The sequence below is a fragment of the Gilliamella sp. wkB195 genome (assembly GCF_001690445.1).
Classification (GTDB): Bacteria; Pseudomonadota; Gammaproteobacteria; order Enterobacterales; family Orbaceae; genus Gilliamella; species Gilliamella apicola_E.
The window spans coordinates 55408-81530 of the sequence record NZ_LZGP01000002.1 but is presented as its reverse complement, the minus strand read 5'-3'; the positions used below and the strand labels follow the sequence as shown (position 1 = coordinate 81530).

Below are 26123 nucleotides of genomic sequence, written 5' to 3'. Positions count from 1 at the left end.
TAGAAATCATTTCAGTTAGTTAAGATTACTCTTCATCTAACTCGATATTAATACCTAACGAACGAATCTCTTTTAATAATACATTAAATGATTCTGGAATCGCAGGCTCCATACGATGATCACCATCTACAATATTTTTATACATCTTAGTACGACCATTCACATCATCTGATTTAACAGTTAACATTTCTTGTAGAGTATAAGCAGCACCATATGCTTCAAGTGCCCATACTTCCATCTCACCGAAACGTTGACCACCAAATTGAGCTTTACCACCCAATGGTTGTTGTGTAACCAGACTATATGAACCTGTAGAACGCGCATGCATCTTATCATCAACTAAGTGATTCAATTTCAGCATATACATGTAACCTACAGTTACTGGACGTTCAAATTGCTCACCTGTACGACCATCAAACAATGTAATTTGACCTGAAGTTGGTAAATCACCCAGCTCAAGTAATGACTTGATTTCTTGCTCTTTTGCACCGTCAAAGACTGGCGTTGCAAGAGGCATACCATTACGTAAATTTTGTGCCAATGTCATCACTTCTTGGTCAGTAAATTCAGCAACATTGACTTTCTGTGCTGCCCCTAAACCAAGGTCATAAGCTTTTTGAATGAAATCACGTAATTTAGCTAACTCTTGCTGTTCTTTTAGCATTGCATCGATCTTCTGACCAATACCTTTTGCCGCCATACCTAAGTGAGTTTCTAAAATCTGACCGATATTCATACGAGACGGAACACCAAGTGGATTCAATACGATATCAACCGGACGTCCTTTATCATCATATGGCATATCTTCAATTGGGTTGATTTTAGAGATAACCCCTTTGTTACCATGGCGACCCGCCATCTTATCACCAGGCTGAATTTGACGTTTAACGGCTAAGTAAACTTTAACAATTTTGAGAACTCCAGGTTGTAAATCATCACCTTGAGTAATCTTCATTCGTTTAGCTTCAAGTTTCTTATTAAATTCAGCTTTGATTTCATCATGTTGTTCAGCAAGTTGTTCTAATTGAGCTTGCTTACTTTCATTAGAAATACCAATGGTTAACCATTTTTCACGTGGTAAAGCATCTAATTTGTCTGCTTTAATACCACCAGAAATTAATACATCACGGATACGAGCAAACAATGCTGCTTCTAAAATTTTAAGTTCTTCAGTTAAGTCTTTTCTTACTTGTTTCAGTTGCATCTCTTCAATTTCAAGTGCACGTTTGTCTTTTTGTACACCATCACGAGTGAAGACTTGTACATCAATAACCGTACCTGAAACACCATTTGGTACACGTAATGAAGTATCTTTAACATCAGATGCTTTTTCACCGAAAATAGCACGTAGTAATTTCTCTTCTGGTGTTAATTGCGTTTCGCCTTTAGGCGTTACTTTACCAACAAGAATATCACCACCTTTTACTTCAGCGCCGATATAAACAATACCAGACTCATCAAGTTTAGAAAGTGCTGCTTCACCCACATTTGGAATATCAGCAGTAATTTCTTCAGCACCAAGTTTAGTATCACGAGATACACAAGATAGTTCTTGAATATGAATCGAAGTGAAACGATCATCTTGTACCACTTTTTCAGAGACTAAAATAGAATCCTCAAAGTTATAACCGTTCCATGGCATAAATGCCACGCGCATATTTTGACCAAGTGCTAACTCACCTAAATCCGTTGATGGACCGTCTGCAAGTACATCGCCACGCTCAACTTTTTCACCTAATTCCACGCATGGAATTTGGTTAATACAAGTATTTTGGTTAGAACGGGTATATTTAGTTAAGTTGTAAATATCAATACCTGTTTCACCGGCATACATTTCATCATCGTTAACGTTAATAACAATACGTGAAGCATCAACATATTGTACTGTACCGCCACGACGAGCAACCGCAGTTACACCTGAGTCAACAGCAACCGCACGTTCCATACCAGTACCAACAAAAGGTTTTTCTGCTTTTAATGTTGGTACAGCTTGACGTTGCATGTTCGCACCCATCAAGGCACGGTTCGCATCATCATGCTCAAGGAATGGGATTAATGAAGCACCAACAGAAACGATTTGTTGTGTTGATACGTCCATATAATGAACTTGTTCCGGGCTATATAAACCAGATTCACCATTTAAACGGCAAGTCACTAAATCTTCTTTAAAGCGACCATCGTCATCAAGATTTGAGTTAGCCTGAGCTATAACAAACTCACTTTCATCGATTGCTGATAAATAGTTAATCTCATCAGTCACAACACCGTCAATCACTCGACGATATGGCGTTTCTAAGAATCCATACTCATTGGTACGTGAATAAACCGCTAATGAGTTAATCAAACCGATGTTTGGACCTTCCGGCGTTTCAATCGGACATACACGACCATAATGTGTAGGATGTACGTCACGCACTTCAAAGCCTGCACGTTCACGAGTTAAACCACCTGGACCTAATGCAGAAATACGACGTTTGTGAGTAATTTCAGATAATGGATTGTTTTGATCCATAAACTGAGATAATTGGCTAGAACCAAAGAACTCACGAATTGCCGCTGAAATTGGTTTAGCATTGATCATATCTTGTGGCATTAATGAATCAAGATCACCTAAAGATAGACGCTCTTTTACAGCTCGTTCAACACGAACTAAACCAATACGGAATTGGTTTTCAGCCATTTCACCAACACTACGGATACGACGATTGCCTAAGTGATCGATATCATCAACTTCACCATGACCATTACGGATGCTGATTAATTTCTTCATTACATCAACGATATCAGCTTTTGTTAAGACACTTTCGCCTTCAATATCGTCTCGTCCTAAAGAACGATTGAACTTCATACGACCTACAGCTGATAAGTCATAACGTTCGTCGGAGAAGAATAGATTATCAAATAACGCTTCGGCTGCTTCTTTTGTTGGTGGCTCGCCTGGACGCATCATTCGATAAATTTCAACTAATGCACCTAATCGATCACGTGTTGAATCAACATTTAATGTTTCAGAAATAAATGGTCCATGATCTAAATCATTAGTGAATAATGTTTCAATTTTCTTATAACCAGCATTGGTTAATTCAAGTAATAGTTCTAAAGAAATTGGTGTATTGGCAAAAGCAATAACCTCACCAGTTTCTTCATCAACATAATTTTTTGCTAAAACTTTATTTACAATATATTCAACTGGAACGTCGATTTTAGTTACTTTATCTTTTTCAAGCTCACGAATATGACGAGCTGTAATACGACGACCTTTTTCTGCGTAAACTTTGCCTTTAGATTCGATATCAAATAGCGCTGTTTCACCACGTAAACGCTCTGGCACAAGTTCCATTTTTAATTTTGATTTGCCTACTTCGAAAATAGTTTTTTCGAAGAACATATCTAAAATTTCTTCAGTTTCATAACCTAACGCACGTAAAATAATTGTTGCTGGAAGTTTACGACGACGGTCGATACGAGCAAAAAGATTATCTTTTGGATCAAATTCGAAATCAAGCCAAGAGCCACGATAAGGAATAATCCGAGCATTATATAAAACTTTACCAGAAGAGTGCGTTTTACCTTTATCACTGTCAAAGAACACACCTGGACTACGATGTAATTGTGAAACGATAACACGTTCAGTACCGTTAATCACAAAAGTACCATTGTCCGTCATTAAAGGGATTTCGCCCATATAGACGTCTTGCTCTTTAATATCTTTAACTGTTCCTTCTGGCGCATCTTTATCATAAATAACTAAACGTAATTTAACGCGCAATGGTGCTGAGTAAGTGATCCCTCTGATTTGACATTCTTTTACATCAAACACAGGTTCGCCCATTTTAAAGCTTACGTATTGTAACTCAGCGCTACCACTATAACTTTTTATCGGAAATATTGAACGGAATGCGGCTTCTAAGCCATATTGACCTTCTGGGTCTTGCTCAATAAACTTCTGGAACGAATCAAGTTGAATAGAAAGAAGATACGGTATATCCAAGACTTGTGGACGCTTACCAAAATTCTTACGAATTCGTTTTTTCTCGGTATAAGAGTAAACCATTAGTTCCTCAACTTGCTTATCTGCTATTTTAGCATGATTAAATATTCATCAGGGTACTACGAAATGATAACGCCTGACACCTCATCGAAAATATCTATAAATATCAATTGATTAGGCTTAATAAATATATTATTTCTTTATTACTTTTTATTGATAATCTTCAAATAAAATTATTTGACTTATTACAGCGCAAAAAGGCTGGAGGTATAAAACCCCCAGCCGTTTAGCTTGCTATTGATAAACTTACTTAAGTTCGACAACTGCACCAGATTCTTCAAGTGCCTTTTTAAGTTCATCTGCGTCAGCTTTGCTAACACCTTCTTTAACTGTTGCTGGAGCTGATTCAACAAGGTCTTTTGCTTCTTTTAAGCCTAATCCTGTTGCACCACGAACTGCTTTGATAACAGCTACTTTGTTAGCGCCAACATCTTTTAAGATTACATCAAATTCAGATTTTTCTTCAGCTGATTCAGCTGGGCCTGCTGCTGCAACTGCTACAGCTGCTGCTGCAGAAACGCCAAATTTTTCTTCCATCATTGATACAAGTTCAACAACATCCATTACAGACATTTCTGCAACTGCATCTAAAATTTGTTCTTTAGTGATAGACATAATATAGTTTCCCAAATTTACATTTTTTTAATTAATAAAATTCACAATCACAGCGCTATTAAGCAGCTTGTTTTTGATCACGAACCGCTGCAAGAGTACGAACCAATTTGCCAGCTGCGGCTTCTTTCATGGTTGACATCAAGCGAGCTAATGCTTCTTCATAAGTAGGTAATGTTGCTAAGCGATCAATGTTCGCTGCAGTAATTAACTCACCTTCAAAGGCTGCGGCTTTAATCTCAAAATTATCATTTTCTTTTGCAAACGCTTTAAAAATACGCGCAGCAGCACCTGGGTGCTCATTTGAAAATGCAATTAGAGTTGGACCAACAAACGAATCTTTTAAGCACTCGTATTGAGTTCCCTCAACAACACGGCGTAATAAGGTGTTACGAACAACACGCATATAAACACCAGCTTCACGAGCAGATTTACGTAATGCAGTCATGTTTTCTACAGTTACGCCACGAGAGTCAGCTACAACTGCAGATAGCGCACCTTTGGCGATTTCATTAACTTCAGCAACAATTTCTTGTTTATTTTGAAGATTTAGTGCCATTGGTATTGCTCCTGGATTAAACTAGGCAAAGCCTAGAATTATTTAAACTAACTACAAATGTAATTAGCACAATCACGATGAGCAGAATGCCTGTATTATATCTTATCAGGTTCTGTCACCGTCTACGTAGGAAGATTAAGTAATTAAATATCAATTACACCTACGGTCTTGGACGGGGTCTGGTTAAGGCCAGACACCAACCGATTCTTTGTTTAACAATTAATTAAACAGATGCATTTAAAGTTGCTTGGTCGATAGCAACACCAGCGCCCATTGTAGTAGAAAGACTAACTTTCTTCACAAATACACCTTTTGAAGATGCTGGTTTTGCACGTTTTAATGCAACAAGTAATGCTTCTAAATTCTCTTTAAGCTTATCTGCATCGAAATCAGCTTTACCGATAGTAGTATGGATAATACCATTTTTATCATTACGGTAACGGATTTGACCAGCTTTAGCGTTTTTCACTGCTTCAGCAACGTTAGGTGTTACAGTACCAACTTTAGGGTTTGGCATTAAACCACGTGGCCCTAAAATCTGACCTAATTGACCAACAACACGCATAGCGTCTGGAGATGCAATAACAACATCAAAGTCCATTTCGCCTTTTTTGATTTGATCCGCTAGATCATCCATACCAACTAATTCAGCACCAGCTTCTTTAGCGGCATCAGCGTTTGCACCTTGAGTAAATACAGCAACACGTACACTACGTCCGGTACCGTGAGGAAGAACGATAGCACCACGCACATTTTGATCTGATTTACGTGAATCAATACCTAAATTAACTGCAACATCAACGCTTTCAGTAAATTTAGCAGTAGCAAATTCTTTTAATAAAGCGATTGCTTCATTGATTTCATATTGTTTAGTCGCGTTTACTTTTTCGCGGATAAGTTTAGCTTTCTTAGATAATTTAGCCATGAATTAACCCTCCACTTCCAAGCCCATTGAACGAGCAGTACCTTCAATAGAACGCATCATCGTTTCAATAGTTGCACCATTCATATCAGCAGCTTTCAATTCAGCGATTTCACGAATTTGAGCGCTTGTTACTTTACCTACTTTTTTCTTATTAGGCTCACCAGAACCCGACTTGATTTTAGCTGCTTTCTTTAATAATACAGCCGCAGGAGGAGTCTTAGTTACAAAAGTAAATGAACGGTCAGAATATACTGTAATAACAACAGGAATAGGTAGACCTTTTTCCATGCTTTCTGTTTTAGCGTTAAATGCTTTACAGAATTCCATGATGTTAACACCATGTTGACCAAGTGCTGGACCAACTGGTGGACTAGGATTTGCTGCACCAGCTGCAACTTGCAACTTGATGTAGGCTTGTACTTTTTTTGCCATTTTAGTTTCCTTTTTCTCGGGTGCAAACGCTTCTATTAATCAATAGACAGCTCCCCTAAGTTAAATGAGGGCGAAATTATCCTACAACTAATACAAAAATGCAAGACTTTTTATTAGCGGATAAAATAAAAGCAGGTATAACCCTGCTTTTATATAATAAATGAACGATATTAAAGTACGTCGATCGCATTAAGTTCTTTAAATGCAAGTTCTAAACGAGCAACTAAAGATTCTTGACCTTTACGTAACCATACGCGTGGATCATAATATTTTTTATTTGGAGCATCAACGCCTTCAGGGTTACCTAATTGACCTTGAAGGTAAGCTTCATTTGCTTTGTAATATTCTAAAACACCAGCCCAGTTTGCCCATTGCGTATCAGTATCGATGTTCATTTTAACAACACCGTAACTTACTGCTTCTGCAATTTCTTCAGGAGTAGAACCAGAACCACCATGGAACACAAAGTTCAATGATTTAGCTGGTAAATTGAATTTCTCAGATACATATTTTTGAGAGTTATCTAAAATTTTTGGCGTTAATTTAACATTACCTGGCTTATAAACACCATGAACGTTACCGAATGAAGCTGCGATAGTGAAACGCGGGCTAATTGCACTTAAACGTTCATAAGCATAAGCAACATCTTCAGGTTGAGTATAAAGTGCTGAACTATCCATATGGCTATTGTCAACACCATCTTCTTCACCACCAGTACAACCAAGCTCTAATTCTAATGTCATTTTCATCGCTGACATACGAGCAAGATATTGACAACAAATATCAATATTATCTTTTAAAGATTCTTCTGAAAGATCGATCATGTGAGAAGAGAATAGAGGTTTACCCGTTTTAGCAAAGTGAGCTTCACCTGCGTCAAGTAATCCATCAACCCATGGAAGAAGTTTTTTAGCACAGTGGTCGGTATGAACGATAACTGGCACACCATATTTTTCAGCCATAAGGTGAACATGTTTAGCGCCAGAAATTGCACCTAAAACAGCAGTTTCTTGCCCATCTAATTTCAATCCTTTACCTGCGATGAATTGAGCACCACCATTAGAGAATTGAACGATAACAGCAGAACCAACTTTAGCCGCAGTTTCGATTACTGCATTAATTGTATTAGTGTCAACACAGTTAACAGCTGGTAATGCAAAATTATTTTCACGAGCAACTTGAAACACTTTTTGAACATCATCACCGGTTACAACACCAGGTTTAACGACATCAGAAATCTTTGTAGCCATTTTAATACCTATAGATTTATTTATATAAAAATTAAAGGATGAGTGATTGGCTCATCCTTCATATAGAAAACTATTACGCTTTTGCTCTCTCTTCTAGCATTGCAACAGCAGGAAGTTTTTTACCTTCTACAAACTCTAGGAAGGCACCACCACCAGTTGAAATATAAGAGATTTTATCTTCAATACCAAATAAATCAATTGCAGCTAATGTATCACCACCACCTGCGATTGAGAAACCTTGGCTGTCAGCAATTGCTTTAGCAACAATCTCGGTACCACGACGGAAATTAGGGAACTCAAATACGCCAACAGGGCCATTCCATAATATAGTTTTGGCTTTTTTGATAATGTCTGCTAATGCTTCAGCTGATTTATCACCTAAATCAAGAATTTGTTCATTCTCTTTTACATCGGCAACTGATTTTTCAGTAGCTGTTGCAGTTTCACTAAATTCTGTTGCTACACGAACATCAGTAGGAACTGGAATATGACAATTAGCCATTAATTTTTTTGCTTCAGGAATTAAATCAGCTTCATAAAGTGATTTACCAACATTATAGCCTTCAGCTGCGATAAATGTATTTGCAATACCACCACCAACAATAATTTGGTCAGCGATTTTTGATAAAGAATCAAGAACAGTCAATTTTGTTGATACTTTAGAACCAGCAACAATCGCAACCATTGGACGAGCTGGATTATCTAACGCTTTACCTAAAGCATCAAGTTCAGCTGCTAATAATGGACCTGCACAAGCAACTGGCGCAAATTTACCAGCTCCATGAGTTGAAGCTTGAGCACGGTGAGCAGTACCAAATGCATCCATTACATAGATATCACAAAGTGCTGCATATTTTTTAGATAAAGTTTCATCATCTTTACCTTCGCCTACATTAAAACGTACGTTTTCAAGAACAACTAGTTCGCCTTCTTTAACGTCAACACCGTTAAGATAATCTTTTACTAGACGAACAGGGAAAGAAACATGTTCTTTTAAATAATCAACCACTGGTTGTAAAGAGAACTCAGGGTTATATTCGCCTTCAGTTGGACGGCCAATATGAGAAGTAACCATTACTTTAGCGCCTTTTTTAATGGCTTCTTCAATAGTCGGTAATGATGCTTTAATTCGAGCATCAGAAGTAACCTTACCATTTTTGACCGGCACATTAAGATCTGAGCGAATAAATAAACGTTTCCCTTTTAGATCAAGATCTTGCATTCTAATGATAGACATGAGACTTCCTCTTTTAAATATAAAAACAATAAAATTTTTGCTATTCTAACATAAAATTTCTTTTTAGGTTACATCCATTATCGGTTATATAGTAAACATTTAGTAGAAATTAGTTATTTATACTATATAGGAAATTTTTTTATGTAACAGCATTGACAATAGAAAGAAAATCAGGCATATTTCCCCGCCTTATTAATATGTATTTTTTATCTAAACTTGGGAGTTGACTTTGGCTAATATCAAATCAGCTAAGAAGCGTGCGGTTCAGTCCGAAAAACGCCGTAAACATAATGCTAGTAACCGTTCAATGATGCGTACTTATATTAAAAAAGTTTACGCAGCTGTAGCAGCTGGTGATAAACAAACAGCTGAAGTAGCATTCAAAGACATGCAAGCAGTTGTTGACCGTCAAGCGGCTCGTGGTCTAATCCACAAAAACAAAGCAGCACGTCATAAAGCGAATTTAATTAAACAGATTAAAGCATTAGCTTAATTTTCTAATCTGTTGACAATAGAGTTAAAGAAAATTGAAAAAAAGTGGTGTAAGCCACTTTTTTTATTTATATACTATTATTTAAATTTATGTGAATAAAAGAAAAGAGAGCGTATTGTGGTTCAGCGTGATTATGTAAGAAAAAAGAGCCAATCAAAAGGAAAAGCTAAAAAAAATAAGTCACGATTATTCCCATCGTTAATGATATTCCTTGCAATCATCATTATTATTTTGTTTTCTTCTATTCTATATTATCTTTCAACCAATTCTTCTGAAAAACCAGTTGAAAAACCAAAAGTCAAAACTGAATCACCAGCGATAACCCTACCGGAAAAACCACAAGAACGCTGGACTTACCTTAAAGAATTGGAAACACCAAATGCTAGTAGTAACTCAAATAAAGCGGCAAGCGAACGGCAACAAATATTAGATAGCTTTATGAATAACACCACGACCACATCGACTTTATCATCAAGTAATGATAATACTAAATGGTTACTACAATGTGGGGCTTTTAAAGATAAAACTAATGCAGATACATTAAAAGCATCTTTGGCAATGACCGGTATTAGTGGTAACATATCTTTAAGTCAGCAGTTATATCGAGTTACCGTTGGGCCTTATACAAATAAAGGTGATGTGCAAAAAGCATTAAACACTTTAAAAACGAATGGAATTAATAACTGTATTATTTCTAATTAAATAAGATATATTATGAATATACTTAAGCATATACAGACCTTTTTGGTAATGTTATGGTCTCGTATAAATCATGATCGTTTAACCTCATCCTCGGCAGAACTAGCTTATACGACAATACTTGCATTAGTCCCATTAATAACTGTTGTGTTTTCCTTACTTTCTGCGTTTCCTATGTTTAATGAAGTTAGCCAATCATTAAAACAGCTCATTTATAGCAATCTTGTCCCTACTGCAAGTGACACCATTCAAAATTACCTAGAACAATTTATTGCCAATACAAAAAAAATGACATTTATCGGAATTATCGGTTTAATAGTAACATCATTACTACTTATTAATTCTATTAATAATGCACTAAACCGTATCTGGCAAACCAAACGCAAACGCTCCTTCATGTATAACTTAACCATGTATTGGACAATTTTAACATTAGGTCCTATTTTAGTTGGCTCAAGTGTTGCAGTAAGTTCTTATATATTTTCCCTAAAATGGTTATCGAATGCTGCTAGTGGTGATCTCCTACTAAGTACTTTACCATTTATCATATCGGTTGTTGGATTTTGGTTGCTCTACAGCATTATTCCAACTGAATCAATTCCATTTAAAGAAGCTGCAATTGGTGCGTTAGTTGCAGCAATATTATTCGAAATTGGTAAACGTGCTTTTGCGCTGTATGTTACTTCTTTTCCGACTTATCAACTTATTTATGGGGTAGTTTCCTCAATTCCCATTATGTTAGTTTGGATCTACTGCTCATGGTGTATTGTTTTGTTTAGCGCCGAATTTGCAGCAACACTCGCTGACTATAATAAACAACAAAAAGCGCTATTAAAGCCCCAATCTTAACTGGAATAATATAAATTATGATTGCCTTAATCCAACGTGTAAAACAAGCATCGGTTTCTGTTGATAATCAAATTATTGGTCAAATCGATCAGGGATTACTTGTTTTACTCGGTGTTGAACAAGATGACAACGAGCAAAAAGCAATACGCTTGAGTGAAAAAGTACTCGGCTATCGTATTTTCAGTGATATTAATGACAAAATGAATCTCAATGTTCAGCAAATAAATGGAAAATTGTTGGTTGTTTCTCAATTCACTCTGGCCGCTGATACTCAAAAAGGTATGCGCCCAAGTTTCACAAAAGGTGCTCCACCCGATAAAGCTAATGAACTTTATCAATTTTTTGTTAGACAATGTCAGCAACAAATTGAGACACAAACTGGACAATTTGCCGCTGACATGCAGGTTTCTCTTATTAACGATGGACCCGTAACTTTTTGGCTACAAGTTTAAAAATTATTTTACTTTATTTAGCCATTCTAAAGATGCGTTATTATCAGTAAAACCTAGTTTACTCAGCTTATTTTTATAAAACTGTTTTACCTCGTCCCAACGGTAGTACGGATAATTATCGGTTTTCAATGATAAATGCACTTCTCTTTCATTTAACATCACTTTGATTAAAATGGGTTGATGGGGTTGATTGCTTTGGTAAAAAATCCATTGAATATTAGCGCCCATAGGAATAATTTTTTCTGCTTGCCAAACGAATGGATAATCCGCGACTGAGTTAACAGCAGTATAAGTGCCTTCAAGTTCAAGCAATGTTGCTAATGGCGAAATAGTTTCAGCATGAGCAAACCGTAAATTAGCATCAATATTTTTATCAGTTATTGCCTTATCAGCTGTTTTTAACATATCCAACAATAATGGCGCAGCAATTTTAATCTGGATACCATTCGCATCAAACGCTGGACCAATTTGTAAAAAATTTTTAGAAGTGACTACCGTGTCAAACCATGATAACTGATTTTTAGTGAAATAAAGGCTAAAATCAAGATGGTTATCAGCTAAAATTTCAGGAGAAAATGATAATAACTCCTGGTAAAGTTGATAAACTGCAATGACAAAATCTGCTGTTTTAATTGAAGATTTTTCAGGTAAAGAAATCCCATTATTCAACTCATTACAAAAGCCTTGAGTAAATATCAAACTTGCAACATTTTGACTCATCTCTACTGTTTTAGTCGAATTTTCTAGCGATTTTAAGGCATTTTTAACACTTTTACTCTTTTTATATTCTTTATAAGTCGGAGAATATTCAAAAAAACGTAATAGAGTTTGTTGATTTTCTGGTTGTTGATAAATATTGATATCAGAATAGTTATTTTTAAATGTTTTAATAAAAATTTCTGCTGTTTCTTTAGCTCTTGGTGAGGTTGATGATATCACTTCGATTTTTTGTCCTTTAAAAACCGTTGGGTTATTGGCTAACATGCGTTGACTAATTAAACTAATATCTTTTCGACCAAGATCAGTAAGCTGACCATAATGATTTTTATTCAATGCTTTAATACGAATAATTTGCCTTAATAATGATTTTCCCATTTCGGTTAATTGATTATTTTTATCAGCTAAAATTAATACGTTATAAGCAATATCTTCATATTTAGGTTTACTAATATAACGTGAACCATGCCGACCAATATGATCAATATAAAATGCTTGATATCCATCTGGTGCAGGAGTCTGTTGTTTATCATACTGATACGCGGTCTTTGAACCTGATGTTATCATTTCTGCAAAACTTAATGGTGAAAACATCAGTAAACTGATGACTAAGATTAAAAATTGGATAAAAAAAGATTGTTTTATAAAAGACATAATGACTCCTACCTAATAATATAAGAGCAAAATAACAAGAGCGTGCTTTTAAAGCATTTTATACCATTAATCACATAATTTAACTGAAAATCATACAATTATTTTTAGAATACTCTTTCAATTTTTAAAAAAAAGATTATCTTATTAGCTACTTTTTATAACTCATTTAACTGCTTTAAAACATAATGAAATTATATGGCCTTTCTGGTATTAAAATAAGCTGTGCGTTTATATCTGCATGCATAAATACTCCTTACAACACAACTCGTTTTCTTAAAGATTTAATTGCCGGAATAACGGTTGGCATTATTGCTATCCCGCTTGCTATGGCTTTAGCTATTGCAAGTGGTGTTGCCCCTCAACATGGCCTCTATACCGCAATTATAGCAGGCTTCGTGATAGCTCTCACTGGAGGATCACGTTTTAGTGTTTCCGGCCCAACTGCGGCGTTTGTGGTCATTCTATATCCTGTTTCCATACAATTTGGCTTATCAGGTCTATTAATTGCCACTCTACTTTCAGGCATTTTTTTAATATTGATGGGTGTAATTCGTTTAGGTCGATTAATCGAATACATTCCTCTACCAGTGGTGCTAGGTTTTACTTCTGGTATTGCAATAACCATCGCCACCATGCAGATAAAAGATTTTTTTGGCTTAACACTAGAACACATGCCAGAAAATTATGTTAATAAAGTTATTGAACTAGTTAAAGCCTTTCCAACCATTAATATCGCAGATACCTTTGTTGGTTTAGTTACACTGATTGTTTTAATCATGTGGCCAAAATTTCGAGTAAAAATATCTGGCCATTTACCGGCTTTAATTGCTGGCATACTAACCATGTTAGTATTCAATCAATTTGGCTATCAAATCGAAACAATCGGTTCACGATTCACTTATACATTAGCCGATAACACTGTTGGTCATGGTATTCCACCTGTTTTACCAGAATTTATCTTACCATGGGAACATGCAAGTTTCACATGGAATTGGTCAACAATAACGGCTTTAATTCCAATCTCATTAACGATGGCTATGTTATGTGCGATTGAATCACTACTATGCGCAGTTGTATTAGATGAAATGACCCATACCAAACATCATTCAAATAGCGAACTGATTGGCCAAGGTTTAGGAAATATCATTGCGCCATTTTTTGGTGGCATTTCAGCAACAGCGGCTATTGCGCGTTCAGCGGCAAATGTCAAAGCGGGCGCAACATCGCCAATTGCCGCCGTATTGCATTCATTAATCGTATTATTGGCACTTATCTGTTTTGCCCCACTTTTATCATTTATTCCATTATCAGCTATGGCAGCATTATTATTAATTGTTGCATGGAATATGAGTGCCATTCAACGCGTTATCTACATTATTAAATGCGCACCTAAAGACGATATCATGATCATGCTTATTTGCATGTCCCTTACCGTATTATTCGACATGGTAATCGCTATTACGCTTGGAATTGTATTAGCCTCAATACTGTTTATGCGTCGTATTGCTAGTATGACTCGTTTGGTCGAATTGAACCAAAGCAATGAAAAGACGTTAGTGCTAAGAATTAATGGTCCATTATTCTTTGCGGCTGCTGAACGGACTTTTTTAGAGTTATACCAAAAAATCAATGGTTATCAACATATTGTTTTACAATGGGATGCAGTACCTATCCTAGATGCAGGAGGCTTAAATGCACTTATCCATTTTATTGATGAATTACCAGAGTCAGTTGATCTATCTATTTGCGAATTGCAATTCCAACCATTAAAAACCTTAGCTCGGGCGAGAATTGTACCTGTATCAAATAAATTAATATTTTATTCAACTTTAGATGAAGCACTGAAAGATAAAATTTAATATCAAAATTGATTTTATTATATTGATTAAATATTATACTTAGTGAAAGTAAATCGTCCGAGTTTTCACTAAGTATTTTTTATCAGCTATGTACACTTCCCTTTTTCATATGAGTCAAGATTAACTCAGAAAGATGGTGTTCATTTAATACATTACATTAACAACAGGAAATAAATATGATAGCTAATGAAAACACTATTCAAAGTTTTAAACAAAAATCAAATTGGTTTATTATTATTGGTATAGTTTTAATTATTCTCGGTTGCTTGGCATTAGGGTATCAATTCATAGCCACCGTTTTTTCTGTTTATTTTATCGGTTCACTCCTTTTTATCGCAGGGATTATCCAAGTAATCCACTCTTTTAACATCAAAGGATTTGGCCAAACTGCTTTATGGGCAATCATGGGGATTTTATATATCTTCATTGGCGCTATGTCGTTTTTCCAACCGATCGCGGTCTCAAGCGCATTAACATTATTAATTTCTTTATTATTGACGATTAGTGGATTTACCCAAATTTTTGCTGCAATGAGCAACCGCAACATACCTCGTTGGGGATGGGTCGTCTTTTCTGGGGTGATTAACATCATTTTAGGACTTATGTTAATGGCAGGCTGGCCATATGATAGCGTTTGGGTATTAGGAATGTTTTTAGGTATAGATTTAGTTTTCCAAGGCTTTGCTTATATTGCAATTGGTTTTGCACTAAAAAATCATAGATCTTAAATTTCATTTTATTGCTCACAAGTCATGTTGTGAGCAATAAGCCTCAACAGTTCAAAAATAAAACCTTCTAACCAAAAGCAACTATTTATAACTTTTATTGGTTTTCGCTTTGACTTCGCGCATTGACTGTAATATTCGATGATAATTATCTAACCTTGATGGTGCAATCGCGCCTTGTGCAACAGCTTTCTGGAGTAAACATCCCGGTGTATCTAAGTGATTACAATCACGAAATTGGCAACCTCCTAAATAATCATCAAATTCAACAAAACCAGCAATAACTTGCTCTGGCTCTAAATGCCATAAACCAAACTCACGAATTCCTGGTGAATCAATAATATCCCCACCATTTGGTAAATGATAAAGCCGAGTTGAAGTTGTGGTATGTTGGCCAAGCCCAGATATTTCAGATACTTCACCAGTTAGCGTAGCTTGGTTGTGAGGCAATAGTAAATTGATGATACTGGATTTACCGACACCCGATTGACCAACTAAAATAGAAATTTTACCATCTAAAACCTTCTGTAAAGGTTCAATACCTTGTTGTGACTGACATGAAACAAATAAAACCTGATAACCAATTTTAGTGTAAATAAGAAACTGTTGCTCAATTTCTTGTTTTTTTTGCTCATCAAGTAAATCAATTTTATTCAATACGATAATAGGTTTAATTTTCGTCGCCTCACAAGCGACTAAATACCGATCGATGATATTAAACGATAATTCAGGTAAAACGGCTGAAATAATAACAATTTGATCGACATTTGCTGCAACAGGCTTAACTCCATCATAAAAATCAGGCCGTACTAACTCGGAATGACGAGGATGAACTGCTTCAATAATACCATTAGTATTCGGTTCCAAACTCTCACGCCACAATACTTTATCCCCCGTCACTAATGACGGTAAAGTACGGCGAATACTACATCGATAAATAATCCCAGCATTATCTTCAACATCCGCTGATTTGCCAAACCTACTTACCACCACCCCTTCACGAGGCGCAGAGAAATTTGATAGATTTTCATCCATCTTAGTTTCTAAACGTTGTTGATGCTTAGCGGCCATACGCCTTTTTTGATTTTTTGAAAGTTGATTTTTTGCCACGGTTGCTAATTTTTTTGGTCAAACAGTTTAGTACTTATGCTACACTACTCAGCATTAAAAAGAAAATTTATACCACAAATTATGACTACTCTATCAAATAATCTGATATGGATTGATCTGGAGATGACAGGCCTCAATCCAAATAGCGATCGCATTATCGAAATCGCAACTATTGTAACTGATTCTAATTTAAATATTCTCGCTGAAGGTCCAGTCATTGCCATTCATCAAACAGATGAACAACTTGCACTTATGGATGATTGGAATCAAAAAACGCATGGCAAGTCTGGATTAATCGATCGTGTTCGTCAAAGTACGGTTACCGAACAACAAGCTGAACAACAAACTCTTGCGTTTTTAAAACAATGGGTTCCCGAAAACTGTTCACCAATCTGTGGTAATACGATTGGTCAAGACCGACGTTTTCTGTTTAATTATATGCCAAATCTAGAAAAATATTTTCATTACCGTTATTTAGATGTCAGTACGATTAAAGAATTAGCCAGACGCTGGAAACCTGAAATATTAAAAGGTATCAGTAAACAGAGTTCTCACCAAGCGTTAGATGATATTCGCGACTCAATCGCCGAATTACTTTATTACCGACAACACTTTTTCAATCTAACTAATGAGTAATCATGAATATTTTATATACGATTTTACTTTATTTAATCCAACCGCTTGTCTGGTTTAGACTGCTTTGGCGCAGTCGCAAAGCACCAGATTATCGTAAGCGTTGGTTAGAACGCTATGGATTTTGTAAAAATAAAGTCAAATCAGGTGGAATTTTAGTTCACGCGGTATCTGTCGGCGAAACACTCGCAGCAATTCCATTGATAAAAACACTTCAAAAACAATATCCGCAGTTACCAATTACCGTTACAACAATGACACCTACTGGCTCTAAACAAGTTAAGACGCTACTCAAAGATAGCGTTAGCCATGTCTATTTACCTTATGATTTGCCCTGTGCAATACATCGTTTTCTAAAAGCAGTTAAACCTAAATTAGTCATAATCATGGAAACCGAACTTTGGCCAAACTTAATTAGCCAATGCCATAACAAAAAAATCCCATTAATTATTGCTAATGCGCGATTATCTGAACGTTCAGCCAATAGGTATCACAAATTAGGAAAAGCGATTAGTAAACTATTAACTAAAATCAGCACTGTCGCCGCTCAAAACGAACAAGATGGGGAGCGATTTTTATCGTTAGGTTTGCCAAAAGAGCATTTAACCGTAACCGGTAGTATTAAATTTGATATTGAACTAACTGATAAACAAAGTCTTGCGCAATTAAAACAGCAATGGCAATTAAATCGACCAGTTCTTATAGCAGCGAGCACACATTCAGGTGAAGATGAAATCATTTTATCAGCATTTCAACGACTACTAAAAAATCACTCTAACTTATTACTTATCTTAGTTCCGCGTCATCCAGAACGTTTTAAAACTGTTGAAGAACTAATTTCCGATAATAAGTTAAATTATATCAAACGAAGCACGAAGCAAATCCCAACAGATCAGACGCAAGTGATTTTGGGCGACACCATGGGAGAACTATTAGAACTTTATGGTTTAGCTAATATCGCTTTTGTTGGCGGTAGCTTAATTGAACATGGTGGTCACAATCCATTAGAACCGGCACTACACCATATTCCAATTATTAGCGGTAAATACTTTTTTAACTTTAAAGTAATTTGTGAACAGTTAATTGAAGCTAATGGTATGTTAATATGTGACAGCACAGCTGATTCACTCTATTCAACTGTAAACAGCTTATTGAATGACGATAATCGTTGTCAGCAAATCGGCGAAAACGCATATCAAGTATTAAAAAGAAACCAAGGAGCACTAAATCGCCTACTTAAGGTTATCCATCACTATCTTGAACCATATAAGGATAACCGATGAAAAACAAACAGGGAGTATTAATTGTTAATTTAGGTACGCCAAGTGCTGCAACGCCAGAGGCAATACGCTCTTACTTAACAGAGTTTTTACTCGATCGTCATGTTGTCGATCTTCCTGCTTTTATTTGGTATCCAATACTAAAATACCTAGTATTACCTAAACGCGTTCCCTACATCATTAACCATTATCAAAAAATATGGATAAATGAGGAATCACCATTACTCCATTACAGTAAACGCTTGATGAATCAATTACAACAAGCATTACCGGATATACAATGCGAATTAGCCATGACCTATGGTGAACCGAGCTTACAATCCGCACTAAATAATTTAAAATCATGTGAGAAAATAACACTATTACCGTTATTTCCACAATATTCTACAACTACAACTCAGGCGGTATTAGATAAAGTTAAGCAACTTATTCGTGATTGTGCGTTCAAGATTAACTATATTCGTGATTATGCAGATGACGAAAGTTATATCGATGCGCTTTATTCACAAGTGCAACAAGCTTTTTCAACGCAAGGACAACCTGATGTATTGCTTCTTTCCTATCATGGCATACCTCAACGCTATATTGATAAACGGCAAGATGACTATGTGCAAAGATGCCAGTTAACAACCAAGTTATTGATAAAAAAATGCCAAGATAATGGTATCGACTTACCAATCAAAATGGCTTATCAATCAAAATTTGGTAAAGGGAAATGGGTTGAACCAAACACCAGCGATATATTAGAAAACCTAGCTAAAACCGGGACCAAACATGTCCATGTTATCTGCCCGGGTTTTTCGGCGGATTGCATTGAAACACTTTATGAAATTGATGAGCAAAACAGAGAAATATTTTTAAATGCTGGTGGTAAACAGTTTTATTACATTCCAGCCTTAAACGATACGCCATTACAGGTGGAATTAATCAAAAATATACTTCAAAAACCCCGTTCCTCAACTTTTTTGACTAATTAATATTTATTCTAACGATAATAAACTACCCAAAATCACATCAGCTGAACGTAAAATTGATTAAGATTAAAGCTAAATTACCAACTAATTTAACCTAGATGATAACCTGTGTTAGGATGATAGTTAAAAATTATCTGCGCTCAAAGGAGAATTATCGATGAAAATAATCATCATTGGCGCTCAAGCAGCTGGAGCAAGTGCTGCTGCAAAAGCCAAAAGAAGGGACCCCAATGCGACAATTTGTATCTATGAAAAATCAGATATAGTTTCATTTGGAGCTTGTGGATTACCTTATTTTATTGGCAATCATTTTGGCGATGAAAATGAAATGATATCCAGAACGCCAGAACAATTTGCTAAAGATGGCATTGAAATCAAAACATTACATGAAGTTATCGCTATTGATCCTAATTTAAAAAAAGTCACCGTCAAAGATATCAAAAACAATAATTGCTTTGACGATGATTATGATAAGTTACTCATTGCCGTTGGGGCGATACCAATAATTCCACCTTTAGAAAATAGACAACTGGAAAATATTTTCACTTTACGCGATATGTATGATGGTCTAGCAATAAAAAAAGCCTTAAACCAAAATACCAATGTCGTGGTCATTGGTGCTGGCTATATCGGGCTAGAAATAACCGAATCGTTAGTAAAATTGAATAAAAACGTAAAATTAATTCAATTAGATGATAGAGTTTTGACCGATGCCTTCGATCCAGAACTTACTGAGATAATTGAAGAAAATCTAAAACAACATTGTGATTTACATCTACAAGAGCAAGTACAAGGCTTTGAAGGTGAACAAAAAGTTACTCATGTTATCACCGATAAAGCTAAATATCCCGCCGACATTGTCATTATTGCCACAGGAGTAAAGCCTAATAGCGAAGTTTATAAACACCTCAATATTGAAACTCTTAGTAATGGTGCAATTGTCGTTGATAATTATGGACAAACTAACATAGCTGATATTTATGCTGCAGGCGACTGTGTCGCGCTTCATCATCGCGTTAGCCAATCAATGACTTATATTCCATTAGCGACCGGAGCGAACAAATTAGGTAAAATTGTTGGTGACAATTTAGCAGGCGGTAACAATCAATTCCCAGGAACCCTTGGGACATCAGCATTAAGAGTATTTGATATTGAAGCCGGTCGAACAGGATTAACCGAACAACAAGCTATTAAAGCTGGTATCCCATACAAAACAGTAGTAGTTAAAGATAAAAATCATAGTAACTATGTTGAAGGGCAAACTAGCGTCACAGCTAAACTTATTTATCACGCCGAAACTCGTATTTTATTAGGTGGACAGATTGCTGGGGGCAGTGGTGCTGTATTAAGAACGAATAGTTTAGCCACCGCTATTTGGGCTAATATGAAAATTGATGAATTAGCCATGATGGATTTTTTATATGCACCACCTTTTTCAAGACCATGGGATATTTTAAATATCGCTGGGGGCATTGCTAAATAGTATTGAAATATTTCAAATATTTGCAAAATTATTAAAATTCAAAATATGTGGTTTGGTTTTAATCCAAACCATAAAAGATTATTAAAAATTAATTCAATTTTATCCAAAAGCTGGGGGTAAACATGTCAGATGCCATTTTTCAGGGCACTTTTTTCGAAAAGTTCTTATCCATCACCCATTATCAAACTTTAATCGGGATTGGTTTATTACTGCTTTGCTTTTTTGCCATCATGCGACCGATGCAAACCAAAAAAGTTAATTTTTCTATTAGAATGTTAGTCGGATTGGTGCTTGGTGCTGTTATTGGTTTAGGTATTCAAGCTGCAGCCGGTTTTCCAGAAAGTTCAACTGTTTGGATGCAAGAAACAGCAACATGGTATGGTTTGTTTGGTCGTGCCTTTATTGCCTTCATACGCATGTTAGTGATTCCATTAATTTTTGTCTCAATTGTAAAAGTGATTATTGATTTTTCTGGTAAAGACAATTTGCCGAAAATAGCATTCAGAGGAATTTTTTGGTTACTATTCACTACAGCCATCGCTTGTATTGTCGGTATTATTTTAGCAAATTTATTATCATTAGGTGAGTTGAGTTCTGCATCAACCAAAACGGCTACCGCCAAACAATATACCAATATTATTGATACTTTCGTGAATCTTATTCCAAGTAATATCATCGGCTCTATGGTAAAAGAGAATATTGTAGGCTTAGTTATCTTTTCAGCATTGATGGGACTTGCCGCTAACCGAATGGAAAAAAAGAATCCACAACCTATTGCTCTTTTTAAAACCTTTATTGAAGCGCTTTATAAAATTATCATGTCAATTGCCATGACGGTTATTAAATATATGCCTTATGCGGTGATTGCTTTACTTGCTCGTACAATTATTTCAAACGGTATCCCAGCAATTATTGATGTATCAAGCTTTGTATTAGCAATTTACCTTGCAACCATAATAATGCTTGTTGTGCATATTGTGATTGTCATGCTTCATGGAATTTCACCTATCGTATTTATCAAAAAAGCACTTGGCACATGGTTACTTGCTTTCACTAGCCGCTCATCTGTTGGTACATTACCGATGACTATCTCAACATTGACCGTTAGAATGGGGGTAAATACAGGTACAGCGAATCTAGTTGGCTCACTCGGAAGTACAATGGGAATGAATGGCTGCGCTGGCTTTTTCCCTGCCTTACTCGCGGTTATGGTTGCTCATATGGTAGGCATTAATACTGATATTCAATTCTATATAATGCTAGTCATTGTGGTAGTTATCGGATCAATTGGTATCGCAGGTATTCCAGGCACTGCAACAGTTGCAGCGACTGTCGTACTTTCAGGCATGGGTATGGCTGAATACTTCCCATTAATTGGTATGGTGTTAGCCGTCGATCCAATCATTGATATGGCCAGAACGTTAGCTAATGTATCTGGATCAATGACCGCTGCAATAGCAACCGATCATGAAGTCGGATTAATGAATATGGATATTTATAATGATCCTAATGTGACTTTGGATAATGAACAGTCTGAAGTTTAACAATAAAGATAATTTTCAGTTTAATTTAATTAACAAAAAGACGCCAATTGGCGTCTTTTTATATCAGCGGAAAAACAAAATTAAATGGTTTTTAACCATGCTTTAACATCATCACCTAAACTTTTGTGACGCATTGCGTATTGTACAAAAGTTTGTACATAACCCAATTTATTTCCACAGTCGTGGCTTCGGCCTTTAATACAGTATGCATCCACTCGATCTTCATCAAGTAACATCGCAATTGCATCAGTCAATTGAATTTCACCTCCAGCACCTAGAGGCGTTTTAGCTAAAAGTGGCCAAATTTTTTCAGATAAAACGTAACGCCCAACAACTGATTGGTTAGATGGAGCTTCTTCAATTGACGGTTTTTCAACTACACTATACATTTGCGCTATATTACCAGCTGATAACTCTTCACCACGGCAGTCAACAATACCATAAGATGAAACAAGATCTTTTGGTACAGGTTCGACCATGATTTGGCTATGTTTAGTGTTATGATAATTATTAATCATCGCCGCTAAATTATCTTGAGCAAGATCACTATCATACTCATCAATAATCACATCCGGTAATACTACAGCAAAAGGCTCATCACCAACTAAAGGATAAGCACAAAGTACAGCATGACCAAGTCCTTTTGCTAACCCTTGACGAACACTAGTAATCGTCACGTTTTTAGGCAGAATCCCTTGTACTTCTTGTAAGAGTTGACGTTTAACTCGGGCCTCAAGCATAGCTTCAAGCTCAAAACTGGTGTCAAAGTGATTTTCTATAGAATTTTTAGACGAGTGCGTTACAAAAATAATTTCAGTTATCCCTGCCGCAATACACTCTTTGACAACATACTGAATAAGTGGTTTATCAACCACAGGTAACATCTCTTTAGGAATCGCTTTGGTTGCAGGTAACATTCTTGTGCCAAGACCAGCAACAGGAATAACTGCTTTTTTAACTTTTCCTTTAACAGATGATTCAAAATTTAATGGCATTTTAATTCCTTAAAATAATAAAATGATAAATTAATTAATTATATTGTTATGACTTTTACATTGTCCTTCAACAAAGGTATTTGCAACTCGCTCTGATCTTAATATATAAGCAGCCCAAATACCGCTCCAAATGAGTTGTCTTACTATTTTAGCTATATCGCTTGTTTCAATCGGAAGTTTAACATAATGATAAGAAAAAAATTGATCCAAAAGAACAAAAGTACATGAAGTTACTAGATAACCAATCATATAATAAGGAAATTTATAGTTTTTAGTAAAAAAAAGATAAAGCAAATAAAGGGCAAAAGGAATTAAAATCGCGTTAAGACCTAATTCCAAAGGTAAAACCCAACTAAAATTAGGAATATAATATTCAGAAGCAGGATTGATAAACTCACCCCAATGGTCTTTGAAAATCATAACAATAAAACCGATACCGAATAGATTTACTACAATCGAAAATATGATACATATTGCAACAACTATAAGCCAGCCACCTAATCCCTTAAGTTTTGGATTATCCGTCATATAAAGATCCTTAGTTAATAATAGATAAATCATTAAATTTAATTAATGACGAATTATCACTGTCTTTAGCTAAAGAATCAATGGAAATATAAACAATTTGACACGTTTCTAACACAGCTTCTTTAACAACAAACTTTGCTTTACGATCGCGTTCTTCTTTCTGTTTGGCGCTAATGTAAAGATCATCATAACCATCATCATACATTGATGCTTTTTCAAATATATTAGTACTACGCCAAAAAGTCTCTTTTGGATAATCTCGCTCAAAAGTTTGACCTGTTAATTTGCCTTTTAAGCCAGCATAACTCATGGGTAAGTGTCGACTAGCTCGACTTTGTGAAAGATAAATGTGGGGATATTGTGTAAGATTGGATTCAAGTTGGTTTAACTTAAATTCAACACCAGAACGATTTTGATACTGGCAATTATCCATGATTAAAGGTGCAGTTCGAAAGTTCAACGAACCACACCCTACAAGTAAAAATGCTAAAATAAATAGTCGATACATATGGTTTTGTTTGCTTTTAAGAAGCTATAAGCAAACCCATTTATTATTTACAATTTTTCACTAACATCTTCGGCAGTATTGGTAATAGCTTTACCGCCAGATTGCACGTCTTTACCTACACCTTTAACCGTGTTACAACCTACTACAAGTGTTGTCATCGCGATACTTACCAATAAAATAAATACTTTACGTAACATGTGATTCTCCTCTAGTTAGTCACATTATGATTTGATTGTGGCAAATGCTTCTGCTACACGATGTATATTATGGTGATTTAAACCCGCCACACACATTCTCCCGCTGCCCACCAAATAAACAGCGAAATCATCTTTTAGTTGTGCGACTTGCTCTTTAGAAAAACCGGTGTAACTAAACATACCTCTTTGTTTAAGTAGGTAGTCAAAATTCTGTTTAGGTGCTGCTGTTTTTAATAAATCGACTAATGTTGAGCGCATGATAACAATACGATTACGCATTGATTCGACTTCTTTAAACCATAAAGCTTTAAGTTCAGCATTATTTAATACGTATGATACAAGTTGTGCACCGTAAGCGGCAGGACTAGAATAATTTCGACGAACCGTTGCTTGTAATTGACCAAACACTCGATTAGCCACTTGGTTATTATCACATAAAACGGATAAACCGCCCACTCGCTCACCATAAAGTGAAAAAGTTTTAGAAAACGAATTACTGATAAACCCACATAATCCTCGATCAGCCACTTTTTTTATTGCATAACTATCACTTTCGATACTTTCGCCAAAACCTTGGTAAGCGATATCCATAAATGGAATGAGATCTCGGTTTTGTAAAACATCAATCACTTTGTCCCATTGTTGGTTTGTTAATTCTGCACCAGTTGGGTTATGGCAGCAAGGATGCAATAACACAATACTTTTAGCGGGTAAGGTATTAAGTGTTTCAAGCATCGCATCAAAATTCACGCCACAAGTCTGAGGATCAAAATAAGGGTATTTATTTACCTTAAATCCTGCGCCATTAAAAATGGCAATATGATTCTCCCAAGTTGGATCACTAACCCAAACTTGAGAACCAGGAAAATAACGATATAAAAAGTCAGCACCGACTTTCAGCGCACCTGATCCCCCTAATGTTTGAACAGTGGCTATCCGCTTTGTTTGAAAAGCAGGATTATCTTCACCAAAAAGCAATGATTGGATTGCCTGACAATAACTCGGTAAGCCACTCATCGGCAAATAAAGTTGTGCGCCTTGTTGATGATGATAAATATAGTCACGAGCCGTTTTAATACACGATAATTGAGGAACCACACTATTTTCATCATAATAATAACCAATACTCAAATTGGTCTTGTTTTCGCGCTTATCATTATTGAATTCAGCGACTAATGATAATATTGGATCCCCTGCGTACGACTCTACTTTTTCAAACATTTTCCCAACCTAATTAAATCAGTAAATATCAATGGATAATTGTAGATTATTGCACCAACTTAATTGGCAATCAATCACTAAATAATAGTTTAAATATAAATAATTTTAGGATAATAAAATAGACCGTTTAAAAGAC

Annotated in this window: 25 protein-coding genes; 11 read left to right on the top strand and 14 right to left on the bottom strand. The window is 35.8% G+C overall.

Translation table 11 applies throughout. The annotated features are described in order from the left end of the window. Positions 1-25: 25 nt before the first annotated feature. From rpoB to pgk, 7 genes are all read right to left on the bottom strand, one after another. On the bottom strand, positions 26-4054 hold the full coding sequence (gene rpoB, locus A9G08_RS00565; protein WP_065561816.1) for a DNA-directed RNA polymerase subunit beta: 4029 nt from the start codon (positions 4052-4054) through the stop codon (positions 26-28). A 243-nt stretch (positions 4055-4297) separates the two neighbouring features. Next, positions 4298-4666, bottom strand: a complete 369-nt coding sequence (rplL, locus tag A9G08_RS00560; protein WP_065561815.1) for a 50S ribosomal protein L7/L12 — start codon at positions 4664-4666, stop codon at positions 4298-4300. A gap of 58 nt (positions 4667-4724) precedes the next feature. After that, positions 4725-5222 (bottom strand): 50S ribosomal protein L10, encoded by a 498-nt coding sequence (gene rplJ, locus A9G08_RS00555; protein ID WP_065561814.1) that lies wholly within the window; start codon positions 5220-5222, stop codon positions 4725-4727. A 223-nt stretch (positions 5223-5445) separates the two neighbouring features. Beyond that, positions 5446-6147 (bottom strand): 50S ribosomal protein L1, encoded by a 702-nt coding sequence (rplA, locus tag A9G08_RS00550; protein ID WP_065561813.1) that lies wholly within the window; start codon positions 6145-6147, stop codon positions 5446-5448. Positions 6148-6150: 3 nt separating this feature from the next. Then, the gene (rplK, locus tag A9G08_RS00545; RefSeq protein WP_034884321.1) at positions 6151-6579 is read right to left on the bottom strand and encodes a 50S ribosomal protein L11; all 429 of its coding nucleotides are present in this window, start codon (positions 6577-6579) and stop codon (positions 6151-6153) included. 170 nt (positions 6580-6749) lie between these two features. Next, a complete protein-coding gene (fbaA, locus tag A9G08_RS00540; protein WP_065561812.1) occupies positions 6750-7829 on the bottom strand; it encodes a class II fructose-bisphosphate aldolase in 1080 nt (359 codons plus the stop codon). Between the two features lie 73 nt (positions 7830-7902). Beyond that, positions 7903-9066 carry a phosphoglycerate kinase gene (gene pgk, locus A9G08_RS00535; RefSeq protein WP_065561811.1) on the bottom strand — a complete coding sequence of 388 codons (1164 nt, stop codon included), beginning with the start codon at positions 9064-9066 and terminating at the stop codon, positions 7903-7905. Between the two features lie 229 nt (positions 9067-9295). Between pgk and rpsT the strand changes: the two genes are divergently transcribed. From rpsT to dtd, 4 genes are all read left to right on the top strand, one after another. Then, positions 9296-9559, top strand: a complete 264-nt coding sequence (gene rpsT / locus A9G08_RS00530; protein ID WP_025316521.1) for a 30S ribosomal protein S20 — start codon at positions 9296-9298, stop codon at positions 9557-9559. Positions 9560-9676: 117 nt separating this feature from the next. Next, a complete protein-coding gene (locus A9G08_RS00525; RefSeq protein WP_065561810.1) occupies positions 9677-10261 on the top strand; it encodes an SPOR domain-containing protein in 585 nt (194 codons plus the stop codon). A 12-nt stretch (positions 10262-10273) separates the two neighbouring features. Beyond that, positions 10274-11107, top strand: a complete 834-nt coding sequence (locus tag A9G08_RS00520; RefSeq protein ID WP_065561809.1) for a virulence factor BrkB family protein — start codon at positions 10274-10276, stop codon at positions 11105-11107. A 17-nt stretch (positions 11108-11124) separates the two neighbouring features. Then, on the top strand, positions 11125-11559 hold the full coding sequence (gene dtd, locus A9G08_RS00515) for a D-aminoacyl-tRNA deacylase (protein ID WP_065561808.1): 435 nt from the start codon (positions 11125-11127) through the stop codon (positions 11557-11559). A 3-nt stretch (positions 11560-11562) separates the two neighbouring features. Here the strand turns inward: dtd and A9G08_RS00510 are convergent, their stop codons facing one another. After that, a complete protein-coding gene (locus tag A9G08_RS00510; RefSeq protein ID WP_065561807.1) occupies positions 11563-12930 on the bottom strand; it encodes a histidine-type phosphatase in 1368 nt (455 codons plus the stop codon). A 185-nt stretch (positions 12931-13115) separates the two neighbouring features. On the opposite strand from A9G08_RS00510, the gene dauA reads away from it, so the two are divergent. Beyond that, on the top strand, positions 13116-14789 hold the full coding sequence (gene dauA / locus A9G08_RS00505) for a C4-dicarboxylic acid transporter DauA (protein ID WP_065561806.1): 1674 nt from the start codon (positions 13116-13118) through the stop codon (positions 14787-14789). Between the two features lie 176 nt (positions 14790-14965). After that, a complete protein-coding gene (locus A9G08_RS00500; protein WP_065561805.1) occupies positions 14966-15517 on the top strand; it encodes an HdeD family acid-resistance protein in 552 nt (183 codons plus the stop codon). Between the two features lie 81 nt (positions 15518-15598). Here A9G08_RS00500 and rsgA read toward each other — a convergent pair whose 3' ends face one another. Next, a complete protein-coding gene (gene rsgA, locus A9G08_RS00495; protein ID WP_065561804.1) occupies positions 15599-16624 on the bottom strand; it encodes a small ribosomal subunit biogenesis GTPase RsgA in 1026 nt (341 codons plus the stop codon). Between the two features lie 81 nt (positions 16625-16705). Here rsgA and orn point away from each other — a divergent pair, with 81 nt between their 5' ends. The 5 genes from orn to A9G08_RS00470 all read left to right on the top strand — a co-directional run bounded on the left by orn (position 16706) and on the right by A9G08_RS00470 (position 22538). Continuing rightward, complete coding sequence (gene orn, locus A9G08_RS00490; RefSeq protein ID WP_065561851.1) at positions 16706-17260, top strand: oligoribonuclease; 555 nt, start codon at positions 16706-16708, stop codon at positions 17258-17260. A gap of 2 nt (positions 17261-17262) precedes the next feature. Then, the gene (gene waaA, locus A9G08_RS00485) at positions 17263-18540 is read left to right on the top strand and encodes a lipid IV(A) 3-deoxy-D-manno-octulosonic acid transferase (protein ID WP_065561803.1); all 1278 of its coding nucleotides are present in this window, start codon (positions 17263-17265) and stop codon (positions 18538-18540) included. Beyond that, positions 18537-19514, top strand: a complete 978-nt coding sequence (hemH, locus tag A9G08_RS00480) for a ferrochelatase (RefSeq protein WP_065561802.1) — start codon at positions 18537-18539, stop codon at positions 19512-19514. The genes waaA and hemH overlap by 4 nt, the downstream gene beginning before the upstream one ends. Before the next feature lie 154 nt (positions 19515-19668). Beyond that, entirely contained in the window at positions 19669-20994 is a 1326-nt protein-coding gene (locus tag A9G08_RS00475; protein WP_065561801.1) for a CoA-disulfide reductase, read from the top strand. Positions 20995-21116: 122 nt separating this feature from the next. Then, positions 21117-22538 (top strand): cation:dicarboxylate symporter family transporter, encoded by a 1422-nt coding sequence (locus A9G08_RS00470; RefSeq protein WP_065561800.1) that lies wholly within the window; start codon positions 21117-21119, stop codon positions 22536-22538. Between the two features lie 80 nt (positions 22539-22618). Here A9G08_RS00470 and galU read toward each other — a convergent pair whose 3' ends face one another. The 5 genes from galU to A9G08_RS00450 form a co-directional block, all read right to left on the bottom strand. Next, entirely contained in the window at positions 22619-23533 is a 915-nt protein-coding gene (galU, locus tag A9G08_RS00465) for a UTP--glucose-1-phosphate uridylyltransferase GalU (RefSeq protein WP_065561799.1), read from the bottom strand. A gap of 30 nt (positions 23534-23563) precedes the next feature. Next, positions 23564-24061: a DUF2569 domain-containing protein gene (locus A9G08_RS00460; protein ID WP_065561798.1), complete on the bottom strand. Its 498-nt coding sequence runs from the start codon at positions 24059-24061 to the stop codon at positions 23564-23566. A 10-nt stretch (positions 24062-24071) separates the two neighbouring features. Further along, positions 24072-24569: a hypothetical protein gene (locus A9G08_RS00455; RefSeq protein ID WP_065561797.1), complete on the bottom strand. Its 498-nt coding sequence runs from the start codon at positions 24567-24569 to the stop codon at positions 24072-24074. A gap of 47 nt (positions 24570-24616) precedes the next feature. After that, positions 24617-24727, bottom strand: a complete 111-nt coding sequence (locus A9G08_RS11475; protein WP_370632592.1) for an entericidin A/B family lipoprotein — start codon at positions 24725-24727, stop codon at positions 24617-24619. Positions 24728-24790: 63 nt separating this feature from the next. Next, complete coding sequence (locus tag A9G08_RS00450) at positions 24791-25987, bottom strand: amino acid aminotransferase (RefSeq protein ID WP_065561796.1); 1197 nt, start codon at positions 25985-25987, stop codon at positions 24791-24793. Positions 25988-26123: the final 136 nt, after the last annotated feature.

Coding starts and splice junctions, on each gene's coding strand:
- rpoB (WP_065561816.1), bottom strand. CDS start 4,054: ATGGTTTACTCTTATACCGAGAAAAAACGAATTCGTAAGAATTTTGGT.
- rplL (WP_065561815.1), bottom strand. CDS start 4,666: ATGTCTATCACTAAAGAACAAATTTTAGATGCAGTTGCAGAAATGTCT.
- rplJ (WP_065561814.1), bottom strand. CDS start 5,222: ATGGCACTAAATCTTCAAAATAAACAAGAAATTGTTGCTGAAGTTAAT.
- rplA (WP_065561813.1), bottom strand. CDS start 6,147: ATGGCTAAATTATCTAAGAAAGCTAAACTTATCCGCGAAAAAGTAAAC.
- rplK (WP_034884321.1), bottom strand. CDS start 6,579: ATGGCAAAAAAAGTACAAGCCTACATCAAGTTGCAAGTTGCAGCTGGT.
- fbaA (WP_065561812.1), bottom strand. CDS start 7,829: ATGGCTACAAAGATTTCTGATGTCGTTAAACCTGGTGTTGTAACCGGT.
- pgk (WP_065561811.1), bottom strand. CDS start 9,066: ATGTCTATCATTAGAATGCAAGATCTTGATCTAAAAGGGAAACGTTTA.
- A9G08_RS00520 (WP_065561809.1), top strand. CDS start 10,274: ATGAATATACTTAAGCATATACAGACCTTTTTGGTAATGTTATGGTCT.
- dtd (WP_065561808.1), top strand. CDS start 11,125: ATGATTGCCTTAATCCAACGTGTAAAACAAGCATCGGTTTCTGTTGAT.
- A9G08_RS00510 (WP_065561807.1), bottom strand. CDS start 12,930: ATGTCTTTTATAAAACAATCTTTTTTTATCCAATTTTTAATCTTAGTC.
- dauA (WP_065561806.1), top strand. CDS start 13,116: ATGAAATTATATGGCCTTTCTGGTATTAAAATAAGCTGTGCGTTTATA.
- A9G08_RS00500 (WP_065561805.1), top strand. CDS start 14,966: ATGATAGCTAATGAAAACACTATTCAAAGTTTTAAACAAAAATCAAAT.
- orn (WP_065561851.1), top strand. CDS start 16,706: ATGACTACTCTATCAAATAATCTGATATGGATTGATCTGGAGATGACA.
- waaA (WP_065561803.1), top strand. CDS start 17,263: ATGAATATTTTATATACGATTTTACTTTATTTAATCCAACCGCTTGTC.
- hemH (WP_065561802.1), top strand. CDS start 18,537: ATGAAAAACAAACAGGGAGTATTAATTGTTAATTTAGGTACGCCAAGT.
- A9G08_RS00475 (WP_065561801.1), top strand. CDS start 19,669: ATGAAAATAATCATCATTGGCGCTCAAGCAGCTGGAGCAAGTGCTGCT.
- A9G08_RS00470 (WP_065561800.1), top strand. CDS start 21,117: ATGTCAGATGCCATTTTTCAGGGCACTTTTTTCGAAAAGTTCTTATCC.
- galU (WP_065561799.1), bottom strand. CDS start 23,533: ATGCCATTAAATTTTGAATCATCTGTTAAAGGAAAAGTTAAAAAAGCA.
- A9G08_RS00460 (WP_065561798.1), bottom strand. CDS start 24,061: ATGACGGATAATCCAAAACTTAAGGGATTAGGTGGCTGGCTTATAGTT.
- A9G08_RS00455 (WP_065561797.1), bottom strand. CDS start 24,569: ATGTATCGACTATTTATTTTAGCATTTTTACTTGTAGGGTGTGGTTCG.
- A9G08_RS11475 (WP_370632592.1), bottom strand. CDS start 24,727: ATGACAACACTTGTAGTAGGTTGTAACACGGTTAAAGGTGTAGGTAAA.
- A9G08_RS00450 (WP_065561796.1), bottom strand. CDS start 25,987: ATGTTTGAAAAAGTAGAGTCGTACGCAGGGGATCCAATATTATCATTA.